This window comes from Microbacterium oxydans, assembly GCF_006540085.1.
GTDB classification, from domain to species: Bacteria; Actinomycetota; Actinomycetes; order Actinomycetales; family Microbacteriaceae; genus Microbacterium; species Microbacterium oxydans.
The window spans coordinates 688,528-715,197 of the sequence record NZ_BJOG01000001.1 but is presented as its reverse complement, the minus strand read 5'-3'; the positions used below and the strand labels follow the sequence as shown (position 1 = coordinate 715,197).

The window sequence follows — 26,670 nt, the reverse complement described above, 5'->3', positions numbered from 1 at the left end:
ACGGCGGTGGTCGACGACCGAGCGCGATCAGGACGCCAGAGACGCCCCGGGGATCGCGGCGAGGAGCTCTCGCGTGTACGGGTGCTGCGGGGCGTCGAAGATGCGCTCGGGGGTGCCGCTCTCGACCACGACACCGCGCTGCATGACGTGCACCTCGTCGGAGATCATGCGCACCACCGCGAGGTCGTGGCTGATGAAGAGGTAGCTGAGCCCGAGCCGCTTCTGCAGGTCGGCGAGCAGGTCGAGGATCTGCGCCTGCACCAGCACGTCGAGGGCCGACACCGCCTCGTCCAGCACCACCAGCTCGGGTTCGAGCGCGAGTGCCCGGGCGATCGCCACGCGCTGACGCTGCCCTCCGGAGAGCTCATGCGGCAGTCGTTCGGCCATGGCCGCGGGCAGGGCCACCTGCTCGAGCAGCTCGAGCACGCGCGAGTGCCGGGTGGCCGCGGTGCCGATGCGGTGCACGCGCAGGGGCTCGGCGATCGACTGCTCGACCGTGTAACGCGGGTCGAGCGAGGCGTAGGGGTTCTGGAACACGGGCTGCACGCGACGGCGCAGGGCGAACAGCTCTTTGCGCCGGAGCGTGGTCAGGTCGAGCCCGTCGAACAGGATCGACCCCGACGTGGCATCCTCGAGGCCGAGCACCATGTTCCCCGTGGTCGACTTGCCGGATCCCGACTCGCCCACGATCGAGACCGTCGTGCCGCGGCGGATCTCGAAGCTGACCCCGTCGACGGCGGTGAACGTCTCGGGCTCCCCCGGCTTGGGCGCGCGCAGGGCGAACTCCTTGCGGAGGTCGCGGATCTCGACGAACGGCGTACCCGTTGAGGTCTCGCGCTGCGGCAGGGCGTCACGGTGCGAGGCGAGGCTCGGAGCCGCGGCGAGCAGCTGCTTGGTGTACTCGTGCTGCGGGGCGCCGAGCACCTGGGCGGAGGTGCCCTCCTCGACCACACGACCGCGGAACATCACCACGATGCGGTCGGCGCGCTCGGCGGCGAGGGCCAGGTCGTGCGTGATCAGGAAGACCGCAGTGCCGAGTTCGTCGGTGAGCGAATCGAGCTGGTCGAGGATGCGGCGCTGCACGGTCACGTCGAGCGCGGAGGTGGGCTCGTCGGCGATCAGCAGGCGCGGCTTGCAGGCCAGGCCCATCGCGATCAGGACACGCTGACGCATGCCGCCGGAGAACTCGTGCGGATACTGGTGCGCGCGCTGCGCGGCATCGGCGATCCCCACCATCTCCAGCAGCTCGACGACCCGTGCCTTGGTGGCGTCGCCGCGCGTGTACCCGTGCACCTCGAGCGCTTCGCCGATCTGCTCGCCCACGCGCATGAGCGGGTTGAGGTTCGACATCGGATCCTGCGGCACGAGCCCGATCCCGGCGCCCCTCAGCGAGATCATCGCGTTCTCGGGCAGATCGGTCAGCTCACGACCGTCGAAGCGGATGCTGCCGGCCGTGATCACGCCGTTCTCCGGCAGCAGACGGTTGACCGCGGCCGCAGTGGTCGACTTGCCCGACCCCGACTCCCCCACGACCGCGACGGTCTCACCTGCGGCGATGTCGATGGTGACGTCGCTGACCGCGGTGACCAGCTCGGAACCGGTCCGGAAGGCGACGGCGAGGCCGCTGATGCTCAGCACGGGCTCGGTGGTGCTCATGGGGTACTCGTTCCTTCAGTGTCGAAAGCGTTGTCAGAAGCGTTGTTGCCGGGATCGGTGCCGCCGGGCAGGAGCGCGGGGAGCGCTGCGCGCCACAGCGTCTCGGTCGGCACGGGTTCGGAGGCGAAGAGTCGGTTGGTCAGCAGCACCGCGGACGTACCGGTCCCCGGCACGATCCCGAGCGCGCATCCGGTGAAGCCGGGATGCCAGAGCATCCGGGTGGGCCGACCGGCGACGGCCACCGTGTCGCTGCGCCACCCCAGCGCCTGGCCGGTGTCGGGGCCGTCTCGGAACAGCTCGGCCACGGCATCCGGCTCCCAGAGCTCCGGGTGCCGTTCGGGTGCGGCGAGCGCGGCACCGAGGGTCAACAGGTCGTCGGCGGTGCTGAAGAACCCCGCATGCCCGGACACGCCACCGAGGGCGTGGAAGCAGTTCCCGTCGTTCACGACACCGCTGATCTCGTCGGTGCGCCAGGCGAAGTCGGTGTCCGCGGTGAGCACGGGGTACGGCACTCCGGTCGCGACCATCCGGCGCTCGGCGGCATCGCCGACAGCGGAGGAGGCGACGGGCTGACCGACGGGACCGTAGCCGGTGCGGGCGAGACCGAGCGGCGCGGTGACGAGTTCCTGCACTGCGGCGTCCAGGGGCTGTCCGGCGATCGCGGCGATGATTCGACCGAGCAGCATGAACCCCAGGTCGGAGTAGTGTCGACCTTCGTCGAGGGCGTATCGGAGCGGGATCGCGTCGATCGCCCTCGCCGGATCCCCGGCATGCTCGCGGTCGAGGTACAGCGGCTGCCACTCCCAGAGACCGGCACGGTGCTGCAGCAGGTGGCGGACGGTCGTCCCGGGCGCGCAGGCGGTGCCGGGGACGAAGCGGTCGACCGGGTCGTCGAAGCCCAGCTCGCCGCCGCTGACCAGCCGGAGGACCGCGGTGGTGGTCGCGGCGACCTTCGACACCGAGGCGATGTCGAAGGCGGTGCCGGTGGTCATGGCGGTCCCGGCGAGGTCGGCCAGACCGCCGGCGGCGACATCGCGCCCGGCGTCCGTGATGACACCCGCGACGACGCCGCGCGGGGCGGAGGGTGCGGCCAGGACCACGGAGACCGCTGCGTCGGCGCTCATGCACTCACCCCTGCTCCCGCGGAGAGGTCGAGGAGGATCTCCGACTCTTCGGCGACGAGACCCGTGACGCCGATGCCGTTCCCCCTGCCGAGTTCGATGCCGAGGTCGATGCCGAGTTCGATGCCGAGATCGAGCTCATCCCGGGTCAGCGCGACTCCGCCGGTCACCGGCGAGCTCTGCAGCCAGAACGCCGCGTCCAGATCGTGCACGACATCCGGGGCGACGGCGGCCGCGAGATGGGCGGCGGCGCTCACTCCGACGTGCGACTCCATCATGCAGCCGATCACGAGGCCGAGCCCGGCCGCACGCGCCGCCTCAGCGGCAGCGAGCGCCTCGGCGAGACCGCCGGTCTTGGCGAGCTTGATGTTCACGAGGTCGGCGGCACCGCGGTCGGAGATCCGACGCACATCGCGCGCCGTACGCACCGACTCGTCGGCCATGATCGGGGTGTCCACCGCGTCGGTCACGGCGGCGAGCGCGTCCAGGTCGTGCGCGGCGACCGGCTGCTCGACCAGCTCGACCCCGAGCCCCGCGTCCTCTCCGGCACGGATGATGCGGATCGCCGTCTCGGCGTTCCAGGCCTGGTTCGCGTCGACGCGCAGCGTGATCTCGGGCCCGACCGCGGCACGGACGGCACGGAGTCCGGCGACGGTGTCGTGCGCGGCGGAGGCCTTGATCTTGAGGCAGCCGAAGCCCGCGGTGACGTGTTCCTCGGAAAGCAGCGCCAACGCCGACGGCTCCCCCGCGGACAGGGTCATGTCGGTGCGGATGCGCGACGGTCTTGAGGAGTTGTGCGCGGCAGCGGGGCTGCGAGAGAGGTCGGCAACGAGCGACGATCCCCGCTGCCGGGCGGCGAGGTCGGCGACGGCGCACTCGATCGCGCTGCGGGCGGCGGCATTGCCCCAGACGGACCGTGCGATGTCGGCTGCGATCCCTGCGTCATCGGCGCGACGGCCGAGGACGACCTCGGAGAGCGGCCCCGCCACGGCAGCGGCCACGCTCGGCGGGCTCTCCCCCGTGACACGCCAGCTCGTGGCGGCCTCCCCGTATCCGTGGCGACCGTCGGCATCCGTGACCTCGACGAGCACGACGTCGAGGTGGTCGGTGCGGCGCACGGCCGTGACGAAGGGGCGCACCAGGGGCGACGAGACCCGGAGCACGCGGAGACCCACCACGGCGTTCGATCCCGCACTCATGCCCACTCCTTGCGCATACGCTGCTCCGGCTCGCCGAACTCCGGCTGCGTGCGGGTGGCCCCGTCTGCGTGCCAGCCCTTCGACTCGTAGAACCCGATCGAGGGGGCATTGGCCGCGAACACCCAGAGCGTCGCCGCCTCGGCCCCCGCCGCCCTCAGGTCGTCGGACGCGCGTGCCAGCAGTGCGCCGCCGATCCCGCCGCCGTGGGCTCGGGGCGAGACGTACAGCGAGTGCACGGCCCCGTCCACACGGTCGTCGTCTGCGGTGGTGTCATCACCGGTGGGGGCGGCGTAGCGGGTGATCCCGACGATCTCGCCCTCGCGTTCGGCCAGCAGCACGACGCCCCGCGGGTCGGCGAGCACCCGACCCCACAGCGCTTCCGCCCGCTCGTCGGTCATCGCATAGATCGCCGCATCCGAGAGCACGCCGCGATAGCTCTCCCGCCAACAGGCGAGGAACACGCCGAGCACCCCGGACAGGTCATCCGGGGTGGCGGGGCGCACCTGGAGACTCACGATGCCGGGGCCTCCGTGAGCACGAGGGAGTCGATGGCGGCGACGGGCTCCGGCATCTGCAGCGGGCCGACGCCCGGCGTGATGGTGCCGAGGATCCGGGGCTCGCGCGCTCCCGTGCCGCCGGGGACGATCGCGGGCACGCCGTGCATCGTGGACCAGCCGATCAGCGCCAGGAGGATCGCCTCCTTGCTGTCGGCCGCAGCCCCCAGCTCGTCCGCCAGCACGACCTCGGTCCCGGGGAGCGCGGCGCGCAGCCCCTCGAGGATCAGCGGGTTGCGGCAGCCGCCACCTGACACGGCGAGGAATCCGATCCCGGCGGCTTCCACGTCGCGCGCGACGGTGCGCACGGTCAGCTCGGTGAGCGTGCGCACGACATCGGCGACCGCGATCTCGCGGCCCTGCGCTGCCAGGTGCTCGTGCACGTAGCCGAGGTGGAAGTGCTCCTTGCCGGTGCTCTTCGGCGGAGTGAGCGCGTAGTACGGGTCGTCGAGCAGCGCGGCCAGGAGCGCCTCATCGACCTGTCCGGTGCGGGCGATCGCGGCGTCGTCGTCGTAGCCGAGCGGATTGAGGCCGTGCTCCACGATGACCGCGTCGACCAGTGCGTTCGCCGGTCCGATGTCATAGGCGACCAGGCCGTCGGGCCGCACCACGGTCATGTTCGAGATGCCACCCAGGTTCAGCGCCGCCGAGACGCCGGCGCGGCCGCGCAGCAGCAGCTCGTCCAGGAACGACACCAGCGGAGCTCCGTGTCCGCCCGCGGTGATGTCGCGGATGCGGATGTCGGATACCACGGGCACGCCGACCTTCTCGGCGATCCAGGCGGGCTGACCGATCTGCAGGGTGCCGAGCGCGTGGGCGCCGTCGACCCAGTGGTACACGGTCTGACCGTGCGAACAGACCGCATCGACGCCGCCGACCTCTGCGGCGATGTCGGCGGCGACCTCGGCGAACGCCTGGCCGATGAGCGTGTCGAGCTCGGCGACCTCGGCAAGGGTGGTCTGCGCCGGCGGCAGTGCCGCGATCAGCCGTGCCCGCAGCTCGGGCGCGTAGGGCACGCTCGTCGCCGCGAGCACTCTCCCGCGCAGATCCACGCCGTGGTCGGTGAACCCTCCGCTGGTCGTGAAGTCGACGACGGCGGCATCGATCCCGTCGTGCGAGGTGCCGGAGATCAGTCCGAGGACGCGCATCAGTTCTCCTCCAGTGCGGTGCGCAGCCGACCATCGGCCGCGTCCAGTCGTGCGGTGGCCGCGGCGAGGTCCTCACCGCGGCGGATCATGATCGACGCGAGCTTCACGTCGTAGGCCGCGGCCTCGAGGGCGGCGACGGCGGCGGGGCGGTCGACGTCCGCGATGGTCTGCACCATCCGGATCGCCCTCTCGCGCAGCTTGTGGTTGGTGGCCTTCACATCCACCATCAGGTTGCCGTAGGCCTTGCCGTTCCGGACCATCGAGATGGTCGAGAACATGTTGAGCACGAGCTTCTGCGCGGTACCCGACTTGAGACGGGTGGAGCCGGAGAGCACCTCCGGACCGACCTCGACCTCGATGCCGTGTTCGGCGGCGGCACTCAGCGCGGTGTCGACGTTGCACGAAAGGCCGATGCTGAGCGCTCCGCGCTCGCGTGCCCGGCGCACTGCCGCGATCACGTACGGCGTGCGTCCGCTGGAGGCGATGCCGACCACGGTGTCGAGCGGACCGATCCCCGCCGCGTCGATGGCCGCAGCTCCCGCCTCCGCGTCGTCTTCCGCACCCTCGACCGGGTTCACGATCGCACCCGGACCGCCGGCCATGATCGCGAACACGAGCTCAGGCGGGGTGCTGAACGTGGGCGGGCACTCGGAGGCATCGAGCACGCCGATGCGACCGGGAGTTCCTGCGCCGACGTAGACCAGGCGTCCGCCCTGCGCCATGCGGGCGGCCGTCGCCTCGATCGCCGGCACGATCTGCGGCAGAGCGCGTTGCACCGCGGCCGGCACCGTGGCATCCGCCTCGTTCATGGTCTGCGCGAGCTCGGCGACGCTCATCCGGTCGAGCTCCGCGTAACGGGGGTCGCTGGCCTCGGTGGCCAGGGCGCCGAGATCCTCCATGGTCATCGCTTTCCTCTGTTCCGAGGGTCGAGGCTGTCGCGCAGGCCGTCGCCGAGCAGGTTCAGACCGACGACGAGGAGCACGACGATCACGCCCGGCGCGATCATCGTCCACGGGGCGATCGTGACGAGCGTCCGCGCCTCGAAGATCATCGACCCGAGCGAGGGCGCCGGCGGCGGCGTGCCGAGTCCGAGGAAGCTCAGCGAGGCCTCGGTCAGCACAGCCCACGAGAGGGAGAGGGTGACCTGCACGATGATGATCGAGGTGATGTTCGGCAGCACGTGTCGGAACATGGTGGCCATGCGGCTCTGCCCCGTGCTCTTGGCCGCCTTGACATACTCCACCTCGCGCAGCGACAGCACGGGTCCGCGCGTGACGCGGATGAAGATCGGCACGTAGACGATCGCGATGGCCACGGCGATGGTGAACCAGTTGCGGTCGAACACGGACGCCAGCGACAGGGCGAGCAGCAGCGGCGGGAAGGCGAACAGCACGTTGGTGATCGCGGTGATCGCCCCGTCGGAGAACCCGCGGTAGAACCCGGCGATGAGTCCGCAGACCGTGCCGACGACGGTCGCGAACGCCACGGCGACCACGGAGATGAGCGCCGAGTTGGCGACGCCGGCTGCGACGCGCGAGAACACGTCACGGCCGAACTGGTCGGTGCCGAACCAATGCACGGCGGACGGCGGCTGCAGACGGGACGGCGGATCCTGCGCGAGCGGATCGAACGGCAGCAGGCCGAACGCCGAGACGAGGCTCAGCACCGCGAGCAGCACGACGATGATGAGGCCGGCGAGACCGCTGCGGCTGCGCAGCAGGAGACGCACGCGCTCCATGGTGCGCCCGCCGCCGGGCGCGATGGTCGGAGTCTGAGAGATGTCGGTCATGCGGCACGCACCCGAGGATCGATGACCCGGTAGAGCAGGTCGGTGAGCAGGTTGACGATGACGAATGCGAGGGCGATCACGAGCACGGTGCTCTGCACGAGCGCGTACTCCTTCTGCTGGATGCCCAGCAGCACCTGGCGTCCGATGCCGGGGAGCGAGAAGATCTGCTCCACCACGACCGCACCTCCGAGGAGGTAGCCGAACTGCAGACCGGTCATCGTGACGATCGGCACCAGGGCATTGCCGAGCACATGGCGCACCTGCAGTCGACGCGGGGGCACGCCCTTCGCCCTGGCGGTGCGGATGAAGTCGTTGGAGCGGATCTCGAGCACCGCGGTGCGGGTCGTGCGCATGATCGGCGCGGCGATGCCGAAGCCGAGCACGATCGAGGGCAGCAGCATCTGCTGCAGGTTCAGCAGCGGGTCCTCGAAGAGCGTCGCGTACGCCTGCCCGTTGGGGTTGAATCCGAACGACTGGGCGAGGATGGCGAGCAACGCGGTGCCGAGCAGGAACGCGGGGATCGAGAGACCGGCGAGACCCACCACCTGTCCGACGCCGTCGCGGAACGAGTCGGGCTTCGAGGCGGAGAGCATGCCGAGCGGGATGCCGATGGCCAGCGCGATCACGATCGAGATGATCGCGAGCTCGAACGTCACGGGCAGGGCTGCGGCCGTGAGGTCGAGGACGCTCGTCTGTGCCCGGGAGGAGAATCCGAGGTTGCCCGTGAAGATGTTGCCGAGCCAGGAGAAGAACTGCACGATGAGCGGCTGGTCGAGGCCGTAGTACGCCTCGAGGGCGGCGCGCTGCGAGGGCGTGAGCGCGGCTGCCTCGGTGCCGAGGCCGGAGCTGATCTGGTCGCCGGGGATGGCGCGCAGCATCAGGAAGACGAAGATGGCGACGCCGAGGAGCGTGCCGAGGGCTGCGAGGATGCGTCGCAGCACGCTGTTGCGGAGGAGCTGTCTGAACATGCGCGTGTGTGGGTGCCTGTCGTCGGGGAAGGAGGGGGCGCGGGGCGGCCGCGCCCCCTCGATCCGCTACTTGATGGAGGTGGTCCGCAGGTACTGCAGCGAGCCGTTCACCATCGGGACGAAGCCGTCGACGGTCGACGCGGTCGCCGTGTAGGTGTAGCTCGTGAACAGCCAGATCCACGCCGCGTTGTCCTCGAGGTTCTCGGAGACCTGCGCGTAGATGTCCTTGCGCTTGTCGGGGTCGGCCGTCTGGCGTCCCTCCGCGAACAGCGCGTCGAGCTCGGGCGAGGAGTAGCCGGCGACCTTGTTCAGGTTTCCGGTGCTGGTGAAGTAGCGGCCGTACATGCCGTCGGGGTCGGGACGACCGCCGTTGAGGGCGACCGCGGCATCGAAGTCGGCCGCGATCCAGCGGTCGACGAACGCACCGGACTCGAGCACCTCGAGGTCGAGGGTGATGTCGGCGTCGGCCAACTGCGCCTTCAGGTTCTGCGCCTCGTTCACCGAGGTGGCGTACTCGCCCTGGGAGACGATCGTCTTGATGGTGACGCCGTCCTCCTTGCCCGCCTTCTTCAGGTACTCGGCGGCCTTGTCGAGGTCGCGCTCCGGGCAGGGGCGTGCATCGGGGTCGGACTTGTATGCGGGAGAGGTGATGGGGCCGGTGACCTCGCCCTCGCCGAGGGCTGCGGTGTCGAGCACCTCCTGGCGGTCGATCGCGCACTGGATGGCGAGGCGCACGTTCACGTCGGCGAGGTCGCCGCGCTGCGCGTTCAGCTGCAGGGCGTGGTAGCTCAGCTGCGGGGTCGTGGCGACCTCGACGTTGGCGCCCTCGGCGGTCTGTGCGACGAGCGGGTCGTCGAACACGGCCAGCTGCACATTGCCGGACTGCATCGCCGAGACGATCGACGACTCGTCGGGGATCACGCGGAACTCGACGGTGTCGAGCAGTGCGGCGTCACCCCAGTAGTCGTCGTTCTTGGCGAGCGTGAGCGACTGGCTGGCCTTGCGGTCATCCAGGATGAAGGGCCCGGTGCCGTTGGGCGTGGTGTTCAGACCCTCCTCGGTGTCGTCCGAGGACAGCATCGCCATGTTGATCACGGCGAGGTTGGCGGGCAGGGCGGCGTCCGGAGCGCTGAGCGTGAGGGTGACGGTGTTCTCGTCCGTGGCCTCGACCGCGGTGACGGAGGCGAGAGAGCTGCGCGCGACGGCAGCCGTGGCCTCGGCCGCGATCGCATCGAGCGAGTACTTCACGTCTTCCGAACCGAACGTGCTGCCGTCGGCGAACGTGACGCCCTCGCGCAGGTGGAAGGTCAGGGTGAGGCCGTCTTCGGAGACGTCCCACGACTCGGCGAGGCCGGGAACCACGTTCAGGTCCTCGTCGAACTCGGTCAGCGTGCCGTAGAGGTTCTGCAGCACGTTGACGGCCTGGAACTGGGTGGCTTTCCAGGGGAACAGGGTGTCGGGGTCGCTGGTGACGCCGATGACGAGGTCGCCTCCGGCAGCGCCTTCTGAGGGCTTCGGGTCGGATGCGGGTGCGGAGCACCCGGTGATGACGAGGGCGAAGGCGAGGCCCGTCGCCGTGAGAGCGCCGAGTGACGCCCAGCGTGCTGTGCTCATTGCTGGATCCTCCTGAGTGTGACGGCCGCCGTGGCGTCGGGTCAGGCGCTGTTGCCTGCCGCCCCGTGAACGTCGTCGGTCTTGGTTGGTACCAAAAGTACACGAACGCCACTACTGATGTAACAGAAGTTCCTCTACTGTTATGAACAGTGATCGGAGACCCCATGCCTCATGAAGCCGCCCGCGACGAAGCCGGCGCACACCCCGTGCTCGTCCGCATGCGGGCGATCCGCCCCGAGTTGCGTCCGAGCGAGCAGCGCATCGCCGATCTCTTCCTCTCCGACCCCGCGGGAACCGCGGGCCTCTCGGTCGCCGAGCTCGCCCAGCGCTGCGACACGTCCACCACCTCGGTCGTCCGGTTCTGCAAGCGCCTCGGCTACGAGCACGTGCGGGAACTCCGCAATCACGTGCTGCGCGACGTCGAGCGCGAGACCTTCGACACGGCCGCGCTGCCCGCCGTCTCCGGAGACATCGATCGCAACGACACCCTGACCGACATCGTCGCGAAGGTCTCTCTCGCCGAGACCCTCTCCCTCGCCGACACCGCCAAGGTGCTCGACACCGAATCGCTGCGCGCATCCGTCGACGCCATCACCTCGTCGACCCGGGTCGACATCTTCGGTGTCGGCGCCAGCTCCATCGTGGGGCTCGACCTGCAGCGCAAGCTCACCCGCATCGGGCGCACCGCTCTGGAGTGGTCTGACCCGCATGCCGCCTGGACCTCGGCGGCGACGCTCGGGCCGGGCAACGTCGCGATCGCGGTCTCCCACACCGGTGCCACGACCGACACCATCGAGTTCCTGTTGCTGGCCCGTCAGGCGGGAGCGACCACCATCGCGATCACCAACCACGCCGGCGCTCCGCTGGCCGATCAGGCCGACATCGTGCTCACGACCGCCGCGCGCGAGACCGGCTTCCGCTCCGGAGCTCTCGGCAGCAGGATCGCCCAGCTGATGGTGGTCGACTGCATCTTCATCGGTGTCGCCCAGTCGAACTACGATCGCTCGATGGAGGCGCTGCGCGACACCTTCGCCGCCGTGCACCGCGTGCGGACGACCGGGGCGTGATCGACGACGCCCGACGCGCACGGGCCGGGCTGTTCACCGCCTTCGCGGGACTCGGCGTCACGGCCGCCTTCCTGCCGGCGATCCTGCCTTCCGCCGAACGGGCGATGGCGGCCGACCTCAGCGTCGCGGTGCCCGCACTGTTCGCCGGGCTCCTCGTCGGAGTGCTGGTGTCCGGGCCGTTGCTGATGCACCGGCCGCCGCGCAGCGCTCTGATGTTCGGCAGCGCGCTCCAGGCCGCTGCCATCGTCGTGGTGGCTCTGGCCGGCACGCCGGCGATGTTCATCACCGCAGCCGCCGTCGCCGGGTTCGGCTTCGGGCTGGTGGAGGCCTCGGGATCCGTGGCGGCGAAGTCCGCGACGGTCGGCAGCGCGACGGGTCTGCTCAGCGCCCTCCTCGGCACGGTCGCCGTGAGCGCGGCCGTCACGCCACTGCTTGTCGCCGCCGGATCCGACATCCGGCCGGTGCTCGGAGTGCTGGCACTCGTACCCCTCCTGACCGTCGTGATGCTCGCAGGGCCGGCGACCGCCTTCACGCGCTCCGAGAAGCCGACCCATCGCGATGCGCGTGGCCTGCTCGCGCTGCTCCCGTTCGCGGTGGCGCTGCCGCTCTACGTCGGCGTGGAGACCGTGCTCTCGGGGTGGTCGGCCGTGATCCCGGCACGGACGCTCGCGCTCGACCCCGGTGTGGCGGCCCTGGGGACCTCGGCGTTCTGGGCGCTCATGGCGATCGGGCGCTTCGGTGCCGCGGCCCTGCGCCGACTCGCGGTGTCGCCGGTGGTGATCCTGGTCGCCGCGACGAGCACCGCTGCGGTGCTGATGGCCGTCACCGGGATGCTGGTGGAGTCCGCCCCCGGGGGCGCGCTCATCGCGCTGGCTGTGGTGGTCGTGCTGCTGGCCCCCAGCTACGGGCTCATCCTCGGCCTCGCGCTCGACCGCCTCGATCCCGCTCGCAGCGCCGCCGTGACCGGTGCTCTCGTCGCATGCGGCGCCGTCGGCGGCACGTTCGTGCCGACGGCGATCCTCCTGATCGGACGCGACCCCGCGTCGAGCGCGACGTTCTTCGTGTCGGCGGTGCTGTGCGCGCTGGTGCCGGTGCTGATTCTCATCGCCGGCCGTGCGCCGCGGAAGACGCCTGCGGCGCACTGACCTCTTCTCCACATCGCGCAACCTCCGCGACATCTTCACAGATGCTGGAATACCGGCGCGCACACCGGGATGAGCGGCGTAACGTCGTCGATGTACCCGGCCGAGCAAGGAGAGCACGCGTGTCCACGGAGACCCTCGCGACCATCATGAGCGCCGTCGGCGTCGTGGTGACGCTCGGCACGAGCATGTTCGTCGGCGCCGCCTGGATGGTCCGCCGCATCGACGCCGTCGACGAGAAGCTCAGCACCCGCATCGACGCCGTCGAAGAGAGACTCGGCACCCGCATCGACGGGGTCGAGGAGAAGCTCAGCACCCGCATCGACGCCGTCGCCGCCGACGTCACCGATCTCAAGATCTCCGTGGCCCGCCTCGAAGGGCCACCCCGGCACCTGCTCACCGCGGGACGAGGATGAGACAGTGAGCACGGAGACCGTCACCATCGTCCTCAGCGCGATCGGCGTCGTGCTCACCCTCGGTACGAGCCTGTTCGCCGCGGGCACCTGGATGGTCCGCCGCATCGACGACCGTATCGACGCCGTCGAGGAGAAGCTCAGCACCCGCATCGACGCCGTCGCCGCCGACGTCACCGATCTCAAGATCTCCGTGGCCCGCCTCGAAGGGCCACCCCGGCACCTGCTCAGCGCCCACCGCTGAGCTGAGCAGCGCAGTCGGAGGGAGCTACAGCAGCACGAGGGCGGCGGCTACCGCAGCACGAGCGCGGCGGCGCCGATGAGCGGCCCCTCGTCGCCCAGCCCAGAGCGCACGACTCGGGCGCGCCGCGAGTATTCGTGCGCCGCGCTGGCAGTGAGCGCTGTCTGCACGAGGTCGATGTAGTCCTCGGACACCCGCGAGAATCCGCCGCCGATCGCGACGACGTCGAGGTCGACGAGGGTCGCGGCATCCGCCAACGCACCGCCTACTTCGCGGGCGGAGCGCTCGATCGCCGCACGAGCGACAGTGTCTCCGGCGGCTGCGTCACGGGCCAGATCCTCCCCGGTGGCACCGCTCCAGCCCTGCGTCTGCGCCCAGGCGGCGCTCGCCGGCCCGGAGGCGATCTCCTCCAGGGTCAGACCACCCTCGCGACGCACCTGACCCAGGTGGCCGGCGTTGCCGGTGGCCCCGGGGATATAGGCGCCGTTCGCGACGAACCCGCCGCCGACACCGGTCGAGACGACGATCGACAGCGAGGCACCGGCGCCCTGCGTGGCCCCGAGCCAGGATTCGGCGAGGGCGAGCGCACCGCCGTCGTGACCGAGCAGAGTGCGCACGTCGCGCCCCAGCACCGTGGACGCCGCCGCGCGCACCGAGTCCTCGAGACGGAACCCGCGTGCCAGGGGCATGTTCACGGGCATGATCGCCCCGACCGTGCGGTCGATCGGTCCGGCGCTGCCGACGCCGGCCCCGACGAGTTCGGCGTCCGCGGGTAGAGCCGCCAGCGCGTGCTCGACGATCGCGACCACCGACGCATCGAGTGAATCGAGAGTGGCTTCGCGACCCGTCGCCTGTCGACTCCGGCTTCCCTCGACGAGCCGGCCGTCTTCGCCGACGAGCGCGGCTTCCATCTTCGTTCCGCCGACGTCGACGGCCAGGGCGTAGCGCGTCACTGCGGGTCGAGTCCGAGATCGTCGAGGTCGAAGGCGGCGCGCCACTCGAGACCCTCGGCTTCGATCGCGGCCTGCGCCCCGGTCTTGCGGTCGACGATCACGGCAACGGCAACGATCTCGGCGCCTTCCTTGCGGAGGGCCTCGACGGCCTTGAGCGCCGACTGCCCCGTGGTCGAGGTGTCTTCGAGCACGACGACACGCTTGCCCTTGACGTCGGCGCCTTCGATCTGGCGGCCGCGCCCATGGTCCTTGGGCTCCTTGCGCACGACGAACGCGTCGAGCGGGGTGTCGGTTGCGACCGAAGCGTGCAGCACCGAGTTCGCGATCGGATCGGCACCGAGCGTGAGGCCGCCGACGGCCACGACGTCGAGGTCGCCGATCAGGTCGAGCATGATGCGACCGATCGCGGGAGCGGCGCGGTGGTCCAGCGTGAGCTTTCGCATGTCGACGTAGTACGTCGCCTTCTTGCCGCTGGAAAGGGTGAAGTCGCCGTGGAACACCGCCTCGTCCTTGATGAGGTCGAGGAGCGTCTGGCGGTCTGCGTCGAGTGCGGTCACGGCATCCAGTGTAGGAGCCTGGGGCGCACTGCGCGGATGCATGAGGTTTGACCGTATGCATGAACGTCCGGCCATGCGGCTCATGCATCCGTTCGGTGGCCATGCAGGTGGTGGCCATGCAGGTGGTGGCCATGCAGGTGGTGGCCATGCAAGGTGGCCGCCACACAGGTCGCGGGCGACGGACCCAGCGCGGGCTCGGGTGTCGGATGACGCAACTAGGCTTGACGCATGCGCTTGGCCACCTGGAACGTCAACTCCATCCGCACCCGTGTCACCCGCACCGTCGAGTTCGCCGTCCGAGAGGACATCGACGTGCTGGCGATGCAGGAGATCAAGTGCAAGCCGGAACAGTTCCCCTACGGACCGTTCGAAGAGGCCGGGTACCACGTCGAGGTGCACGGGCTGAACCAGTGGAACGGCGTGGCGATCGCGAGCCGCCTCCCGGTCACCGACGTGCGCACCTCGTTCGACGGCATGCCGGGCTTCGCGAAGGGGCATGAGGGGCCGGATGCGCCGCTCGAAGCACGTGCGCTCGGCGTGATGGTCGACGGCGTGCGGGTGTGGAGCCTGTACGTGCCGAACGGCCGCTCGCTGGAAGACCCGCACTACCTCTACAAGCTGCACTGGCTCGAGCAGTTGAAGAAGTCGACGGCGGCCGAGCTGTCGGCGAACCCCGATCTGCCTCTCGCCCTGGTGGGCGACTTCAACATCATCCCGTTCGACGTCGACAACGGCGACCCCGACATCGTGGTCGGCCGTTCGACCCACGTGTCCCCGCAGGAGCGCGACGCGTTCTTCGCGTTCCAGGACGCCGGGGTCACCGACGTGGTGCGCCCGCTGATCCCGGAGGGCTTCACCTACTGGGACTACCAGCGCCTGAAGTTCCCGCGCAACGAAGGTGTGCGCATCGACTTCGTGCTCGGTTCGCGCACGCTGGCCGAGGCCGTGCAGGGCGCGTCCATCCACCGCGACGAGCGCAAGGGCGAGCAGCCCAGCGACCATGTCCCGGTGGTCGTCGACCTCGACAGCCGTCGTCTCGGGACGGGCGGCGCCGATGACGACGACGACATGCCGATGATCTTCTCCTGAGGGCCGATCACGTGCGCGTGCGGCTGATCGCCACCGATCTCGACGGCACCCTGCTCGATTCGTCGTCGGCCGTCACTCCGCGCACCCGCGCCGCGCTCGACGCCGCCCGAGCCCGCGGGATCCACGTGGTCCCGGTCACCGCGCGCCAGCCGATCGGCCTGCGTGCCATCGCTGCGGACGCGGGTTTCGACGGGTGGGCGCTGTGCAGCAACGGCGCCTATGCCGTGCGCCTCGACGACGGGCGGATGCTGTTCGCCGAGGAGCTGCCGCCCCAGACGATCCGCGCGCTCGCCGAAGCTCTGCGCGCGAGCATCCCCGGCCTGCTGTTCGCGAGTGTGCGCGATGCCGGAGAGACGTTCGTGGCCCAGGACGGCTACGCGGCGATCGCCGCCCTCTCCGACCACAAGCGCGACCCCGCCACGATGGGCGGCGTCCCGCTGGAGCAGGTGCTGTCCGCGCCGAGCCTGAAGTTCGTGATCCGCCACCCCGAGCTCGCCCCGGCCGCCCTGTTCGACACCCTGCGCTCGCTCGGACTCACCGGCTTCGAGGCGACGCTGTCGGGCGCCCCGTTCGTCGAGGTCATGGCGGAGGGCGTCACCAAGGCCACCGGCCTCGCGCGACTCTGCGAGCATCTCGACATCGACCGCGCTGACGTGGTGGCCTTCGGCGATGCGCTCAACGATGTCGAGATGCTCCGCTGGGCAGGGCACGGCGTCGCGATGGCAGGCGCCGAACCCCTGGTGCAGGATGCTGCCGACGACACGACCGCCTCGAACGACGAGGACGGTGTGGCGCGGGTGATCGAGCGCCTGCTCAGCTGAGCCGCTATTGCACGTCGAGCGAATACCTGACAATCGGATTCATCGAGTGAATCGATATTGCGGGGCGGCAGACGACGCCCATAGTTTGCGGTTGTGAAGCTCCCCCGCGCCGCGCGCACCCGCTATCCCGCATCCGTTCCCGCCAGAGACCGCCGCAGCAGAGGCCTGGCTCTCCTCGGCGGCGTGTGCGCTGCCGCGATCGTCTTCGGCGGCGGGTCGCTCTCCGCGAGTGCGGCACCCCCGGCAGCGGGGCCGGGAGTGGGGAAGGCCCTGTCCGCCACGTCGTTCCGAGCTGCCCAACAGGCTGCGGTCACGGCGGCGATCTCCACCGCGCAGGCGACCGGCGAGCCCGTCCCCGTGGACGGGATGATCACCCCCACCCAGCAGCACGTGGCGATGCCCGATGGGACGATGCGCTACGAGACGTCGACAGTGCCCGTCAGAGTGGAGCAGGATTCCACGTGGGTCCCGGTGGACACGACACTCGCTCGCACGGATGGGTGGTGGGAACCGATCGCGTCGGCCGCACCCGTCCGCTTCTCCGCCGGCGGGAACAACGAACTCGCACAGGTGCAGACCGCCTCCGGAGAGTGGGTCACCGAGACCTGGCCCTACGGCACCCTCCCCGCCCCGACTGTCGACGGAGACACGGCCACCTACGCGAACGTGCTGCCCGACGTTGACCTGAAGATGGTGGCCACCAAGACCGGGCAGGCATCGGTCTACGTAGTCAAGACGGAGAAAGCCGCGCGGTCGGCGGCGCTCGACGATCTTCATGTCGTGATCCAGGACGCCGCGTTGACCACCAAGAAGAACGGCTCCGTCGAAGCAGAGGCGGCCGACGGTTCGCAGATCGTCGCGGGGCAACCCCTCTGGTGGGATTCCTCCTCGGGAGGCGACTTCCGCGAGCCCGGAGCGACCGAGCCGGTGCTGCCGGTCACGCACGACGTCGGTGAGGATCGCGTGATGCTCGACGTCGGAGCTTCCGTCGCTACGCATGAGAAGGACTCGGGCCAGGACGTGACCTACCCGATCTTCATCGACCCCGACTGGTCGGCCGGCGCTCAGGCATCCTGGTACACGGACGCCGCCTATCCCGACCAGTCGTACCTCAACGCGAGCACGTCGGATGTGCTCCGCATGGGCCGGTACCAGAACTTCCGAGGCAACATCTTCTACCAGTTCATCATCAGCCCGCTCGCCGGCAAGGACATCCTCGGGGCCCAGCTCGGCGCGACGCAGATCAGATGGGCCTCCTGCCCGAACAGCCCCGTCCAGGTGCGTGCTTTCGGCCCACAGGCCGGAGGGTTCACGTGGAACCAGCAGAACCACTCGCTGTGGGGACCGGTTCTGGACACTCAGAACCCGGGATCGTGCAGCAGCGGACCAGAGGCCGTCGGCTGGAACGTCACGGCAGGCGTTCAGGCCTACGTCGGACAGACCTGGTTCCAGCTCGGGCTCGCGCCCCAGAACGAGACGGTCGTCTCGCGACGCCACTTCAGCCGCGCCGCGACCTTGACCGTGTCTTACAACACACGCCCCAACGCCCCGACCGACCCGGTCTTCACGTCGCCGAGCCGACAGTGCGGAACCGCCGCGGCCCCCACCCCGATCGGGCAGAGCGACGTCACCGTTCGCGTGCACCAGACTGACCCCGACCCCGGCAATGTCGACACCAACTTCCACCTCATGAAGGCTTCCAACCTGAACGCTGCCGTTCAGGACAAGCCCGGAGGGCTCGGTGCGCAGGGGTACAAGTCGGTCACGTTCACCACACTGACCGATGGTGAGACATACGCGTGGCGCGCCTGGGGCAGCGATCACCGCAGCAACGGCGTCGCCCCGACAGCCTGGTGCTACTTCACCGTCGACAAGACGAAGCCGGCCACTCCCACCGTCACCGCGCCGACCAACGCCTCCTACACCGTCGGGACGGGCCTCAACCTGGCCGTGACCGGGGCGGCCGACGTCGCCGGATACGTCTATTGGGTGACTCCCACCCAGCTCGTCGCGCCCGCCCCGCCCGTACCCGCCGACGGGACGGTCTCCATCGCGGCCGCGCTCCCCGACTGCGCCACCGCGATCACCCGGAACGTGCGCTGGGCATGCAAAGCCCCGTCCGGAGCGACCACTTTGACCGTCGCCCCGACGGACGCGCTGTCCACCGTCTGGGTGTCCGCCTACGACAAGGCAGGTAACCAGTCCGCCGCGGTCGGCCGACCGCTCTACCCTGGCGGCAACACCGGAACCCCCGCTGCTGCGGCGAACCTCGACGCGGGACACGCGTGGCAGGTCACACAGATGTCCACCCCGCTGCCGAACACGATCCCGGACTCCAACCCGTGGATCGGCGCTGATGGCATCGACCTGCTGATACCCGAGACCAGCTCCACCACCTCGACGGATCTGCCCGACCCGCCCATCGAGACCCCGGTGCTGTCGACCGCCGGGGGAAGCGCCATGGAGGTGAGCACGATGTATCCCGCCGTGAACGCGATGAACAGCTTCACGTTCAGCGTGTGGGTGAAGACCCGGTATCTGCCTGCCACAGGTTCCCAGAAGATCGCGATGCAGGGAGGAGGCTCGAGCGGCTCCGTCCAGCTTCAGGTCACCAGTGCAGGCACCTACGCGTTCTGCCTCGGCGACTACCCCGTCAACTCCGCCAGCACGACACCGACGAGCAACTGCGCCACCGGCGGAGCCGCGACGCCCGGATCGTGGCAGATGCTCACCGGCATCTGGGATGCGACGAACAAGCAGCTCCGACTCCTCGTCGGCAACTCGATCACGCCGGTCGCCGTCAACTCACACATCAACGGAGCCGGCGACCGCTCAGCCAGCGGACCCCTCGTCTTCGGCCCCGCCCCCATGACAGGACGATTCGAAGGTCTCATCGCCAACCCCGTCATGGTCCCCGGCGTCATCAATCACGTCCAGCTCGCCCGGCTCAACGCCTTCGAGCTCCCGTTCACCGACTGAGAGCGCGAGAGCGCTTCTCGGAGGGAAACGCTCTCGCGCTCTCAGTTCTCTCACCTATGATTCAGCACGCGTCTTCTCACCTAGGAATCAGCACGCGCGGCCCACGGGGTGCCTTGCTTTCCCGTTGACGCCACGACGACCGAATGGCCTGAAGTCAGGCTCACACGAACAGTCAGATTAGGAAGACGCCACAAACGGCACCAAGCACCCGGAGCGGCCGCGCGTTCGCTCGCATGCCGAGCAGGGGCCTGGCACAGCGCTGCCTGAACGATATCGATCGCAGCCACCGCTACCGCAGAAGTGCGCCGACGAGAGTAAAAATGCCGAAGCCGATGAAGAGTATCCCCACGATGAGCATCCTCCGCGGTGTCCTCTCGGGCGACGTTAGATCATCCGCCAGCGGCTCTCCGTACATCCTCTCCATGCCGTGATGGAAGATCTGTGAAACAGGACCGCGAAAGAGCATCAGGGCAAGCCCGATCACGATCAGTATCGGCCCAATCACTGACTCAGCAGACACGTGCAGTCCCGGAAGCGAAGCTCATAGGTGGTGCCATCGGAGAACTGCTACCCCGCACACGCCGTGCGGCAGCGCTCCTCCGCTTCAATCCCGCGATGGACTGAAGTCAACGAAAGTCCCATCACAGAAAGGTTCGCGAAGCTCGGACCAGTCGGCGCCCGAGAACCGTCCTGCCCCGGGCAGGAAGACCGCTTCTCCGTCGACGCTACGGACGTGAAGTACACCGTCGTCGTCCACGTCCCAACGCGCATCGCCAGCATCTCCCTCGCTGGCGTCAGCGACACAAAGCCGGGCGTCAGCAGACGTTTCGATGTGCCCCAATGAGATTCCCGATAGTCGAGCAGTTCCGTCCTCGTAGAGCTCGATGGTTGTGTTGGCCGCATCCGGGACGTCTGGGTCCTTCGATCGCTGCCAACTGATCGGGAACTCGAACTGATCGCCGGGCCCCGGTGTCTTCGTGAGGGCAGGAATGACCAAGACCGCGCATGTCACCACGAGGAAGATGGCCACCCCCGCCCCCAGCACTCCCCACAGCACGGTTTTATTCACTTGCACGCGATCTCTCCACAGTGCTTCAGAATGAAGTTGTAGTACTGAGTACTGGTCAATCCATCCGGATATTGCTTATACATTTCGTAGCCAATGCTCACGGCAGCGTCGTCACTCTTATCGTTCTTATAGCCGACATCGTCGCCGGGAGCGTTGGCCGCTTGGATAGCGACGCCCTCGGGAATACCATAGCTTGCGAGCATCGCGCCGTAGATGACGTTTCCGTAGACGTCGACACGCACCGTCTTTCCGTCGGATCGATCCGGATAGTCAGCGCCGGATAGTCCAAACTTGTCGAGAATTCCAACCTTGGCGTCCCAATCGCCGCCGGTCTTGAACTTGTCGTATACAGTGAACGCCGCGGACGCAGCCTCTGGATTCCACGGCACATCGATCATGAGGCCGATCGCTCCTGATCCGAGACCTTTACGGAGAGCAAGCGCATCGTTGAGAATTCCGCGGAAGGCGGCGTTCTTCTCGCGCGCAACTTTCACCACGTTTTTGTTTGTCGCTGAAGATGTCCACGTCGTGTACTGCTGATATGTGAAAGCAGCGAGCCGGGACGAGTTTGTTAACGGCGACCCCTTCGCCTTCTTTGGCGCCTTGCTCCCGCCGTCAGAGGCCATCGCGAAGGCGAACTTCATTCCGCTCGGGTCCATGTACGTGGTGGGGTTGTTGCCCGAGTACGTGTATCCGGTGTTCTGCTGCGGCAGGTTCGTATCGATCACAGGGTCCACGGACAGGAACTTCCCGAGCACGGGGTCGTAGGTGCGCGCACCGACCGTGGTCAGGCCCGTCGACGCGGTCACGGGCTTGTTCATGTACCCGGTGCCGCTGCCCCACACTCCGGACGATCCGATCGGGGCACCGTAGGGATCACGGAGCATGCGCGTGGTCGTGCCTGTCGCGTTCGCCACTGTTTGCACGTCCACCGTCCCCTCCAGATTCGAGAACAACCACGCCAGCGTTGTGCCGGCGGTTCCGGTCTTCGCGGACTTCTCCGCGATCGGCTTGCCCTCGACACCACTGTACGTCCGTACGCCCGCGACGACCGTCGATCCCGTCGCCTGCTTCAGCACGGTGTCACCGACGAATAGCGTTGAACCTTCCGTCGTGTTGGTGCGCAGCAGGATGCTGCCGTCGACGTTGTAGACCGTGTCCTGCGTCGTGGACCCGGCCACGACCTTCGAGACCTTGCCCGCGTCGTCGAACGTGATCGTCTGGCCAGGGCGTCCGGTCATGTTGCCTGCCGCATCGTAGGAGTACGATCCCGGCCCCACTCCGGCCGGGCCTGCCACAGCGTTGACCGCGTGCGGACGGTCGCCGCCCGCTGCCGCGTAGGTGTAAGTCGCGGTGGTGGTCGATCCCATCGTCGAACGCTTCACGAGTCCCGTGCGGTTTCCGGTGGCGTTGTCATACGTGTACTCATGCCAGTACGGCTCTAGGCCACCCATCCCGCTCGCCGACGGTGTGGCCCCGCACTCCGTCGATGCGTTCGGAGTCCACGCCGACTTCAGCTGGCGCAGCGAGTCATACGCGTAACAGGCCTTCTGCGTCCCCGCCGTCGGCAGCACAGAGCTCATCGTCGCCGACGTGACATTGCCGACCGCGTCGCGGGTATACGCCCGGTCGGCCACATAGTGCCCCAGATCGCCGAACACTGCGTTGTCCTTGATCGACAGCACCGCCCCCGTCGCGGCGTCATAGCCGTAGGTCGAGTACGCGGTGCTCGTGGAGCCGTTGACCCGGTTGAACTGCGACAGCTGCCCGATCGGCGAGTACACGGTGTTCGCGAGGATGATCGAGGTGCCGCGCACGCCGCTCAGCTTGCCCCAGGAGTCGTAGCTGTAGCGGATCGTCTCGGCCGGCAGGCCACCCATCGCGGGCATCTGCTTCGCCAGCAACGACGAGTCCGCGTTGTAGTAGAGCGTCGTCTTGTAGCTCGTGCCCGCAAACGCGGGTGCACCTGCCGGGATCGAGAGCGTGGTGTCGAGTGGATTGCCCGCCGCGTCGTACGAGCCGACTGTGGTCTTGTAGGCAAGGCCCGGGGCGCCCGGAGTCGACCCCGTGTAGGCGGTCGACGTCGTGACGAGCCCCTTCTTGACCGTGTCGTAGGTCCACGACGAGAGCATCGCGCCCGAAGATGTGCCGGCATACGAGGCCGTCTTGCGGTTGAGCTCATCGTAGGTCGTCGTCACGGTCTTCCCGCGGGCGTCTGTCGTCGAGGTCATGTTCCCGGCGAGGTCGTAGGTGGCCGTCGTGACTCCCGAATCGGCGTCGTCCTGACCGACCCGGTTGCCGAGCAGGTCGAACGTCCAGGTCCAGTCGTTGCCGGCCGGATCGGTCATCTTCGTCATCCGATCGCCACCGTCGTAGGCGAACGTCGTCGTTTGTCCGGTGCCGGTGATGCCGGCCGCGAGGTACTGGATGAGCTTGGTCTTCTGCCCGAGGGAGTTCGTGAACGTGCTCGTCGAGGTGCCCCCGACCGGCGGAACCGTGTCGACCCGATCTGCACCAGGGTAGGCGTTGATCGTCTGCGAGTGCACGGACCCCGTGGTGTTGAGGGTCGACGTCAGCGCGCGTCCGACGGCATCGTACACGGTGATGACCTGCGAGGGGATGTTGTTCTCCGTCACCGGAGTGAAGAACGCCGTTCCCGGAGCGATGGATGCCGTCCAGTAGTCGTTGTCGACGAAGTACTGTCGCCCCTGGTTGTCGTAGTTCGTGGTCTTCACGACCGTGCCGCCTCCGACGGCGAGGCTCTGGGTCTGCGTCTCTCGCCCGAGACCGTCGAAGAGCTGGTAGCTCGAGACGATGCCACCACCGGTCAGGGTGTCTGTCTTGATCGCATTCGGGGCGGTCTGCGACAGCGTGTAGGAGAACGACATCGACGGCGCCGCAGGGTTCGCGGCCTGCGGCTGCAGCGGCAGCCAGACCTTCGTCGAACGCCCGAGACCGTCGATCGCGATCGTCGTGGTCGACCCGTTGGGGTCGACGATCTTCGTCTTCGCGCCGGTCGTCGGCTCGAGCGTCGTCACCGTCTGCCAGGAGAACGGCGCCGCGTTCGTCTCGGTCGTGGACAGCAGAGGTAGGGCCGTCGCCGGAGTGTAGGCCGTCGACGTCGTACGCCCCAGCGGATCCGTCTTCGTGAGCAGGCGTCCGAGGGAGTCATAAGTCGACGACTCCTTCGTGACCCAATGCGGCTGACCGTTGTCGTACTTGTCCACCACCTGCACGGACGTCGGCAGCCCCTTCGTTGCCGCCGCGCCCCAGGCCAGGCCGTCGTAGCTGGTCTTCACGTCGCTGACCAGGTCGCGCGGGAACTGCGCGCCGGCCACGCCGTCGCACGCGGCGTTGACCGTGCGCACCTCGCTCGGGAGACCGATGATCCAGGCGGAGGTGTTCGCGGCGGCGTATGTCGTCGTGACGCACTTGCCCGTGGCATCCGACGGGACCGTCGACACCGTCAACGGATAGCCGTAGGTTCCGTCGAACGTCGTACGGGTCTCGAGCGTGCGGTTACCACCGGTCGACAGCGGCTCGGTGACGACTGTCTTCTGCACGCCACCCATCCGCGCCTGCCGCGCGCCGTCGTTGGAGGTGACGTTCGAGGCCCACGGCGTGCTGACCTGCGTCGACACCAGAGCTCCGCCGACACCGTTGAACGTCTGCTGCTGATACGGCTGTCCGCCGAACCAGCGGTCGTCCGGGATGCTGGTGCCGGTGACGTTCACCGTCTTCGTGCCTCCGCCGGCAGCCGCCCTGTCTCCGTTCATGCCCTGGTAGTACGTGTACTTCGACACCTTCTGGGCCACGGGTACGGCCGGGTCGCCCTCACGCACCTCCACGGTGTTCACCCCCGCGAACACGTTCCACGTGCGCGAGTTCGCCACTGTCAGGGGCGAATCGTTGTACCGCCACTTCGGCGTGCCGTAGAAGTACTGCGTCTGCTGCACTTGGCTCAGCGGGCCCCCCGTCACACCGTTGACGAGGATCGAGGAGACCGGGTACTTGTGGAACAGGTCCTGCCGTCCGCCGAGCGGGATGGTCGACTGCGGCACCCACCACTCCGGGAAGCACCAGTTCGTGTTGTTCGGCAGGTCGCCGAGGATTCCTGCCGCCTGAGCCGGCGTGCACTGCTGGCCCTGATAATTCACGCTGATCACGCCGCCGAGACTCGTCTTGATCGAGCTCAACCGCCACTTGTCGAGCGGGGCCAGACCATCGACGACCCACACCCGGTTCTGCATCGTGACGCCGGAGAACACCGTCGCCGGCTCCACGATCGCCGCTTGCCCTGCCGCTGTGCCCGTCCGCTGCACCTGCGTGAGCCAGAGCGCGGCCGATGTCCCGTCGCCGGGATCAGGGTACGAGTGCCCGAGCGCCCAGGAGTCGACGGTCGAGTACTCGCCCGAGACCTTCGCCTGCGACTCCACCTTCACGAGGCTCGCGTTCGTGAAGAACGAGGGTGCGATCTGCGAAGCACTGCACGAGGTTCCGGTGCACAGCTGGTCGAACGGCACGTCGGGATACTTGGCCGGATTCGCCGGCATCACCGCGCTGTCGAGGGCCGCAGCCGTGCACGATGACCCGGTGGCATCGTTGCATCGGCCCTTCCCGTCGTAGCTGAAGAGAACGCGGTACCCCGCGGCCTTCGATGCGAAGAGGTCCGTGGCCCGCAGCCCGTACTCGATGCGCGTGAGGGCACCGCCACGCTGGTACGCGGTCGCTCCCGAACCGCCCTTGGCATACTTGTTCGTCTCCGCCGTGTAGTACATCGTCTGCGCATTGCCGTGCACGTCGACGACGTAGTCCAGGTTCCACCGCCACGCCTGCGAGCAGGAAGACGCCGCGAACGTCGAGGCATGACACGGCTCCCCCGCATCGTTGCCGAACACCGGCACCGTCCAGGTCGAGTTCGTCGTCGCCTTGCCCGCGGACCACCCGGGGAGCTGATTGAGACCGAAGTAGTACTGGGTGCCGTCGGTCGTTGTCATCCGCCAGCACTCGTTGTTCACCGTTCCGTTCGCCGCACAGCCCTGCGCGGCACCGACAAGGCGCTCGAAGCGGGTGCCGTCATCGTTCTGCAGCTTCCAGACACCGCTGGCCGTGTCTTTGATGAGCGCGCCCGACCGCCCGGCCATCGATACCGTGGCGTTGTCGGTTCTCCAGCACAGGTCGCCGGATGTCGTGACCGCACCACTGGCACCGTCATCCTTCGCGCACGGGATATAGCTGCGCTCGATGAACCCGGCGGCGGTGAGGTCCCATCCCTCACCCACCACCGACGGCTGGTTGTTCGTCGATGCTGTGAGCCCATCCACCGACTGCGAGTTGTATGACAGGCCCACCGATGGCGTCGGCCCCGCACCGGGAGCGGGGACGGCCATGTCGTAGTTCCACGTGAACGCGCCGGTCTGCTCTGCGACGTCCCACGTCGACGACGACTTCAACGGTGTGGCCGCATACGAGCCCGTGCCGTTCGCGCTGCTCGCGCCCGACACCGCCGCGAGCATCATCGGCTCTTTCGAGACCTTCGGTGTGAGCACCAGCCCCTCGTCCGTCGCCGCGGTCGCCACGGGGACGGCCTTCTCCGACACGTCCTCCGGCTTCGTCGACGCGGGCACCTGCACCCACTCCAGGCGACTCGCGAAGTCGCCGCCATAGGCACCGGCGAGCAGCTGCTGAGGCATCCGCACCGCGACCGGCTCCCCTTCTTCCTCCGCGTCCTGCTGCGCCAGAGAGACGACGATGCCGTCGAGCCCCTTCTTGGCCGCCGCCTTCTCGTCGAGGATCTCCACGACCACGGACGGGCTCTGCGGCGCCGCGTCGTCTTCCTCCCCCTCCGCGTTCTCGGTATCGTTCTCGGCTGCGTTCTCCTTCTCCGCCGCCCCGACGCCGGACGCGGGTGCGATGGCAAGCCCCGTATCGCCGAGCGGCTTCCACTCCCCGGCCACCGTCGCCGGCGCAGCCCCCTCCGCGCCTTCCGCCGCGTCGGTCGTGACGCCCTCCAGATCCGACTGCTCGAGAACGATGTCGGTGCTCTCCAGCGACGGCATCTCCATGACCTCGGGGGTGGCCGAGTTCACCGACGAGAGCGGGTCGGCGCCCGCATCCGCCTCGCTGACCGTCGAACCCGGTACCGGATCGCCGAAGACCGGGGTCTCGACGGTCGGTGTCGGCGACTCGGCGAAGGCTGCTCCCGGAGCCGCGACCAGCACTCCACACGCGAGCACCGAGGTGGTGAGAACAGCAAGAATCGTGCGGGTGCTCCGACGCGCCATGGTCAG

The 26,670-nt window shown here is 68.6% G+C and carries 20 protein-coding genes; 7 read left to right on the top strand and 13 right to left on the bottom strand.

The features are described from left to right. Positions 1 to 27: 27 nt before the first annotated feature. The 9 genes from MOX01_RS03340 to MOX01_RS03300 all read right to left on the bottom strand — a co-directional run bounded on the left by MOX01_RS03340 (position 28) and on the right by MOX01_RS03300 (position 10,049). Complete coding sequence (locus tag MOX01_RS03340; protein ID WP_141368368.1) at positions 28 to 1,656, bottom strand: ABC transporter ATP-binding protein; 1,629 nt, start codon at positions 1,654 to 1,656, stop codon at positions 28 to 30. Further along, positions 1,653 to 2,780: a serine hydrolase domain-containing protein gene (locus MOX01_RS03335; RefSeq protein WP_061015770.1), complete on the bottom strand. Its 1,128-nt coding sequence runs from the start codon at positions 2,778 to 2,780 to the stop codon at positions 1,653 to 1,655. The genes MOX01_RS03340 and MOX01_RS03335 overlap by 4 nt, the downstream gene beginning before the upstream one ends. Further along, positions 2,777 to 3,976: an enolase C-terminal domain-like protein gene (locus MOX01_RS03330; RefSeq protein WP_141368366.1), complete on the bottom strand. Its 1,200-nt coding sequence runs from the start codon at positions 3,974 to 3,976 to the stop codon at positions 2,777 to 2,779. The genes MOX01_RS03335 and MOX01_RS03330 overlap by 4 nt, the downstream gene beginning before the upstream one ends. Beyond that, complete coding sequence (locus tag MOX01_RS03325) at positions 3,973 to 4,491, bottom strand: GNAT family N-acetyltransferase (protein ID WP_170224106.1); 519 nt, start codon at positions 4,489 to 4,491, stop codon at positions 3,973 to 3,975. Before MOX01_RS03325 ends, MOX01_RS03330 begins: the two co-directional genes overlap by 4 nt. After that, positions 4,488 to 5,678, bottom strand: coding sequence for an anhydro-N-acetylmuramic acid kinase (locus MOX01_RS03320; RefSeq protein ID WP_141368362.1), 1,191 nt, complete (start codon positions 5,676 to 5,678; stop codon positions 4,488 to 4,490). Before MOX01_RS03320 ends, MOX01_RS03325 begins: the two co-directional genes overlap by 4 nt. Beyond that, entirely contained in the window at positions 5,678 to 6,583 is a 906-nt protein-coding gene (murQ, locus tag MOX01_RS03315) for an N-acetylmuramic acid 6-phosphate etherase (RefSeq protein ID WP_141368360.1), read from the bottom strand. The genes MOX01_RS03320 and murQ overlap by 1 nt, the downstream gene beginning before the upstream one ends. Then, on the bottom strand, positions 6,580 to 7,467 hold the full coding sequence (locus MOX01_RS03310) for an ABC transporter permease (protein ID WP_058631719.1): 888 nt from the start codon (positions 7,465 to 7,467) through the stop codon (positions 6,580 to 6,582). Before MOX01_RS03310 ends, murQ begins: the two co-directional genes overlap by 4 nt. Beyond that, positions 7,464 to 8,435, bottom strand: a complete 972-nt coding sequence (locus MOX01_RS03305) for an ABC transporter permease (RefSeq protein ID WP_046747453.1) — start codon at positions 8,433 to 8,435, stop codon at positions 7,464 to 7,466. The genes MOX01_RS03310 and MOX01_RS03305 overlap by 4 nt, the downstream gene beginning before the upstream one ends. 66 nt (positions 8,436 to 8,501) lie before the next feature. Further along, positions 8,502 to 10,049, bottom strand: a complete 1,548-nt coding sequence (locus MOX01_RS03300) for an ABC transporter substrate-binding protein (RefSeq protein WP_046747452.1) — start codon at positions 10,047 to 10,049, stop codon at positions 8,502 to 8,504. Between the two features lie 164 nt (positions 10,050 to 10,213). Between MOX01_RS03300 and MOX01_RS03295 the strand changes: the two genes are divergently transcribed. The 4 genes from MOX01_RS03295 (at position 10,214) to MOX01_RS03280 (ending at position 12,915) form a co-directional block, all read left to right on the top strand. Then, positions 10,214 to 11,116, top strand: coding sequence for a MurR/RpiR family transcriptional regulator (locus tag MOX01_RS03295; protein ID WP_058631721.1), 903 nt, complete (start codon positions 10,214 to 10,216; stop codon positions 11,114 to 11,116). Beyond that, complete coding sequence (locus MOX01_RS03290) at positions 11,113 to 12,261, top strand: MFS transporter (RefSeq protein WP_141368358.1); 1,149 nt, start codon at positions 11,113 to 11,115, stop codon at positions 12,259 to 12,261. The genes MOX01_RS03295 and MOX01_RS03290 overlap by 4 nt, the downstream gene beginning before the upstream one ends. Positions 12,262 to 12,380: 119 nt before the next feature. Further along, positions 12,381 to 12,674, top strand: a complete 294-nt coding sequence (locus tag MOX01_RS03285) for a hypothetical protein (protein ID WP_141368356.1) — start codon at positions 12,381 to 12,383, stop codon at positions 12,672 to 12,674. A gap of 4 nt (positions 12,675 to 12,678) precedes the next feature. Continuing rightward, complete coding sequence (locus tag MOX01_RS03280) at positions 12,679 to 12,915, top strand: hypothetical protein (RefSeq protein ID WP_058631724.1); 237 nt, start codon at positions 12,679 to 12,681, stop codon at positions 12,913 to 12,915. Between the two features lie 47 nt (positions 12,916 to 12,962). On the opposite strand, the gene MOX01_RS03275 is transcribed toward MOX01_RS03280, so the two are convergent. After that, positions 12,963 to 13,865, bottom strand: coding sequence for an ROK family protein (locus MOX01_RS03275; protein WP_046746377.1), 903 nt, complete (start codon positions 13,863 to 13,865; stop codon positions 12,963 to 12,965). After that, positions 13,862 to 14,422, bottom strand: coding sequence for an orotate phosphoribosyltransferase (gene pyrE, locus MOX01_RS03270; RefSeq protein ID WP_082108509.1), 561 nt, complete (start codon positions 14,420 to 14,422; stop codon positions 13,862 to 13,864). The genes MOX01_RS03275 and pyrE overlap by 4 nt, the downstream gene beginning before the upstream one ends. A 228-nt stretch (positions 14,423 to 14,650) precedes the next feature. On the opposite strand from pyrE, the gene MOX01_RS03265 reads away from it, so the two are divergent. The 3 genes from MOX01_RS03265 (at position 14,651) to MOX01_RS03255 (ending at position 19,311) form a co-directional block, all read left to right on the top strand. After that, a complete protein-coding gene (locus tag MOX01_RS03265; protein ID WP_061015384.1) occupies positions 14,651 to 15,511 on the top strand; it encodes an exodeoxyribonuclease III in 861 nt (286 codons plus the stop codon). Between the two features lie 11 nt (positions 15,512 to 15,522). Next, entirely contained in the window at positions 15,523 to 16,332 is an 810-nt protein-coding gene (locus MOX01_RS03260; RefSeq protein ID WP_141368354.1) for a Cof-type HAD-IIB family hydrolase, read from the top strand. 93 nt (positions 16,333 to 16,425) lie between these two features. Next, the gene (locus MOX01_RS03255; RefSeq protein ID WP_141368352.1) at positions 16,426 to 19,311 is read left to right on the top strand and encodes a LamG-like jellyroll fold domain-containing protein; all 2,886 of its coding nucleotides are present in this window, start codon (positions 16,426 to 16,428) and stop codon (positions 19,309 to 19,311) included. Between the two features lie 604 nt (positions 19,312 to 19,915). Here the strand turns inward: MOX01_RS03255 and MOX01_RS19280 are convergent. Both MOX01_RS19280 and MOX01_RS03245 read right to left on the bottom strand, forming a co-directional pair. Then, positions 19,916 to 20,386, bottom strand: coding sequence for a hypothetical protein (locus MOX01_RS19280; protein ID WP_061015048.1), 471 nt, complete (start codon positions 20,384 to 20,386; stop codon positions 19,916 to 19,918). Continuing rightward, the gene (locus MOX01_RS03245; RefSeq protein ID WP_170224104.1) at positions 20,377 to 26,664 is read right to left on the bottom strand and encodes an RHS repeat-associated core domain-containing protein; all 6,288 of its coding nucleotides are present in this window, start codon (positions 26,662 to 26,664) and stop codon (positions 20,377 to 20,379) included. Before MOX01_RS03245 ends, MOX01_RS19280 begins: the two co-directional genes overlap by 10 nt. Between the last annotated feature and the right edge of the window lie 6 nt (positions 26,665 to 26,670).

Bases quoted from the DNA above. Each gene is read 5' to 3' on its own strand.
- MOX01_RS03310 (WP_058631719.1), bottom strand. From the start codon at position 7,467: ATGACCGACATCTCTCAGACTCCGACCATCGCGCCCGGCGGCGGGCGC.
- MOX01_RS03300 (WP_046747452.1), bottom strand. From the start codon at position 10,049: ATGAGCACAGCACGCTGGGCGTCACTCGGCGCTCTCACGGCGACGGGC.
- MOX01_RS03295 (WP_058631721.1), top strand. From the start codon at position 10,214: ATGCCTCATGAAGCCGCCCGCGACGAAGCCGGCGCACACCCCGTGCTC.
- MOX01_RS03330 (WP_141368366.1), bottom strand. From the start codon at position 3,976: ATGAGTGCGGGATCGAACGCCGTGGTGGGTCTCCGCGTGCTCCGGGTC.
- MOX01_RS03320 (WP_141368362.1), bottom strand. From the start codon at position 5,678: ATGCGCGTCCTCGGACTGATCTCCGGCACCTCGCACGACGGGATCGAT.
- MOX01_RS03335 (WP_061015770.1), bottom strand. From the start codon at position 2,780: ATGAGCGCCGACGCAGCGGTCTCCGTGGTCCTGGCCGCACCCTCCGCC.
- murQ (WP_141368360.1), bottom strand. From the start codon at position 6,583: ATGACCATGGAGGATCTCGGCGCCCTGGCCACCGAGGCCAGCGACCCC.
- MOX01_RS03265 (WP_061015384.1), top strand. From the start codon at position 14,651: ATGCGCTTGGCCACCTGGAACGTCAACTCCATCCGCACCCGTGTCACC.
- MOX01_RS03305 (WP_046747453.1), bottom strand. From the start codon at position 8,435: ATGTTCAGACAGCTCCTCCGCAACAGCGTGCTGCGACGCATCCTCGCA.
- MOX01_RS03340 (WP_141368368.1), bottom strand. From the start codon at position 1,656: ATGAGCACCACCGAGCCCGTGCTGAGCATCAGCGGCCTCGCCGTCGCC.
- MOX01_RS03245 (WP_170224104.1), bottom strand. From the start codon at position 26,664: ATGGCGCGTCGGAGCACCCGCACGATTCTTGCTGTTCTCACCACCTCG.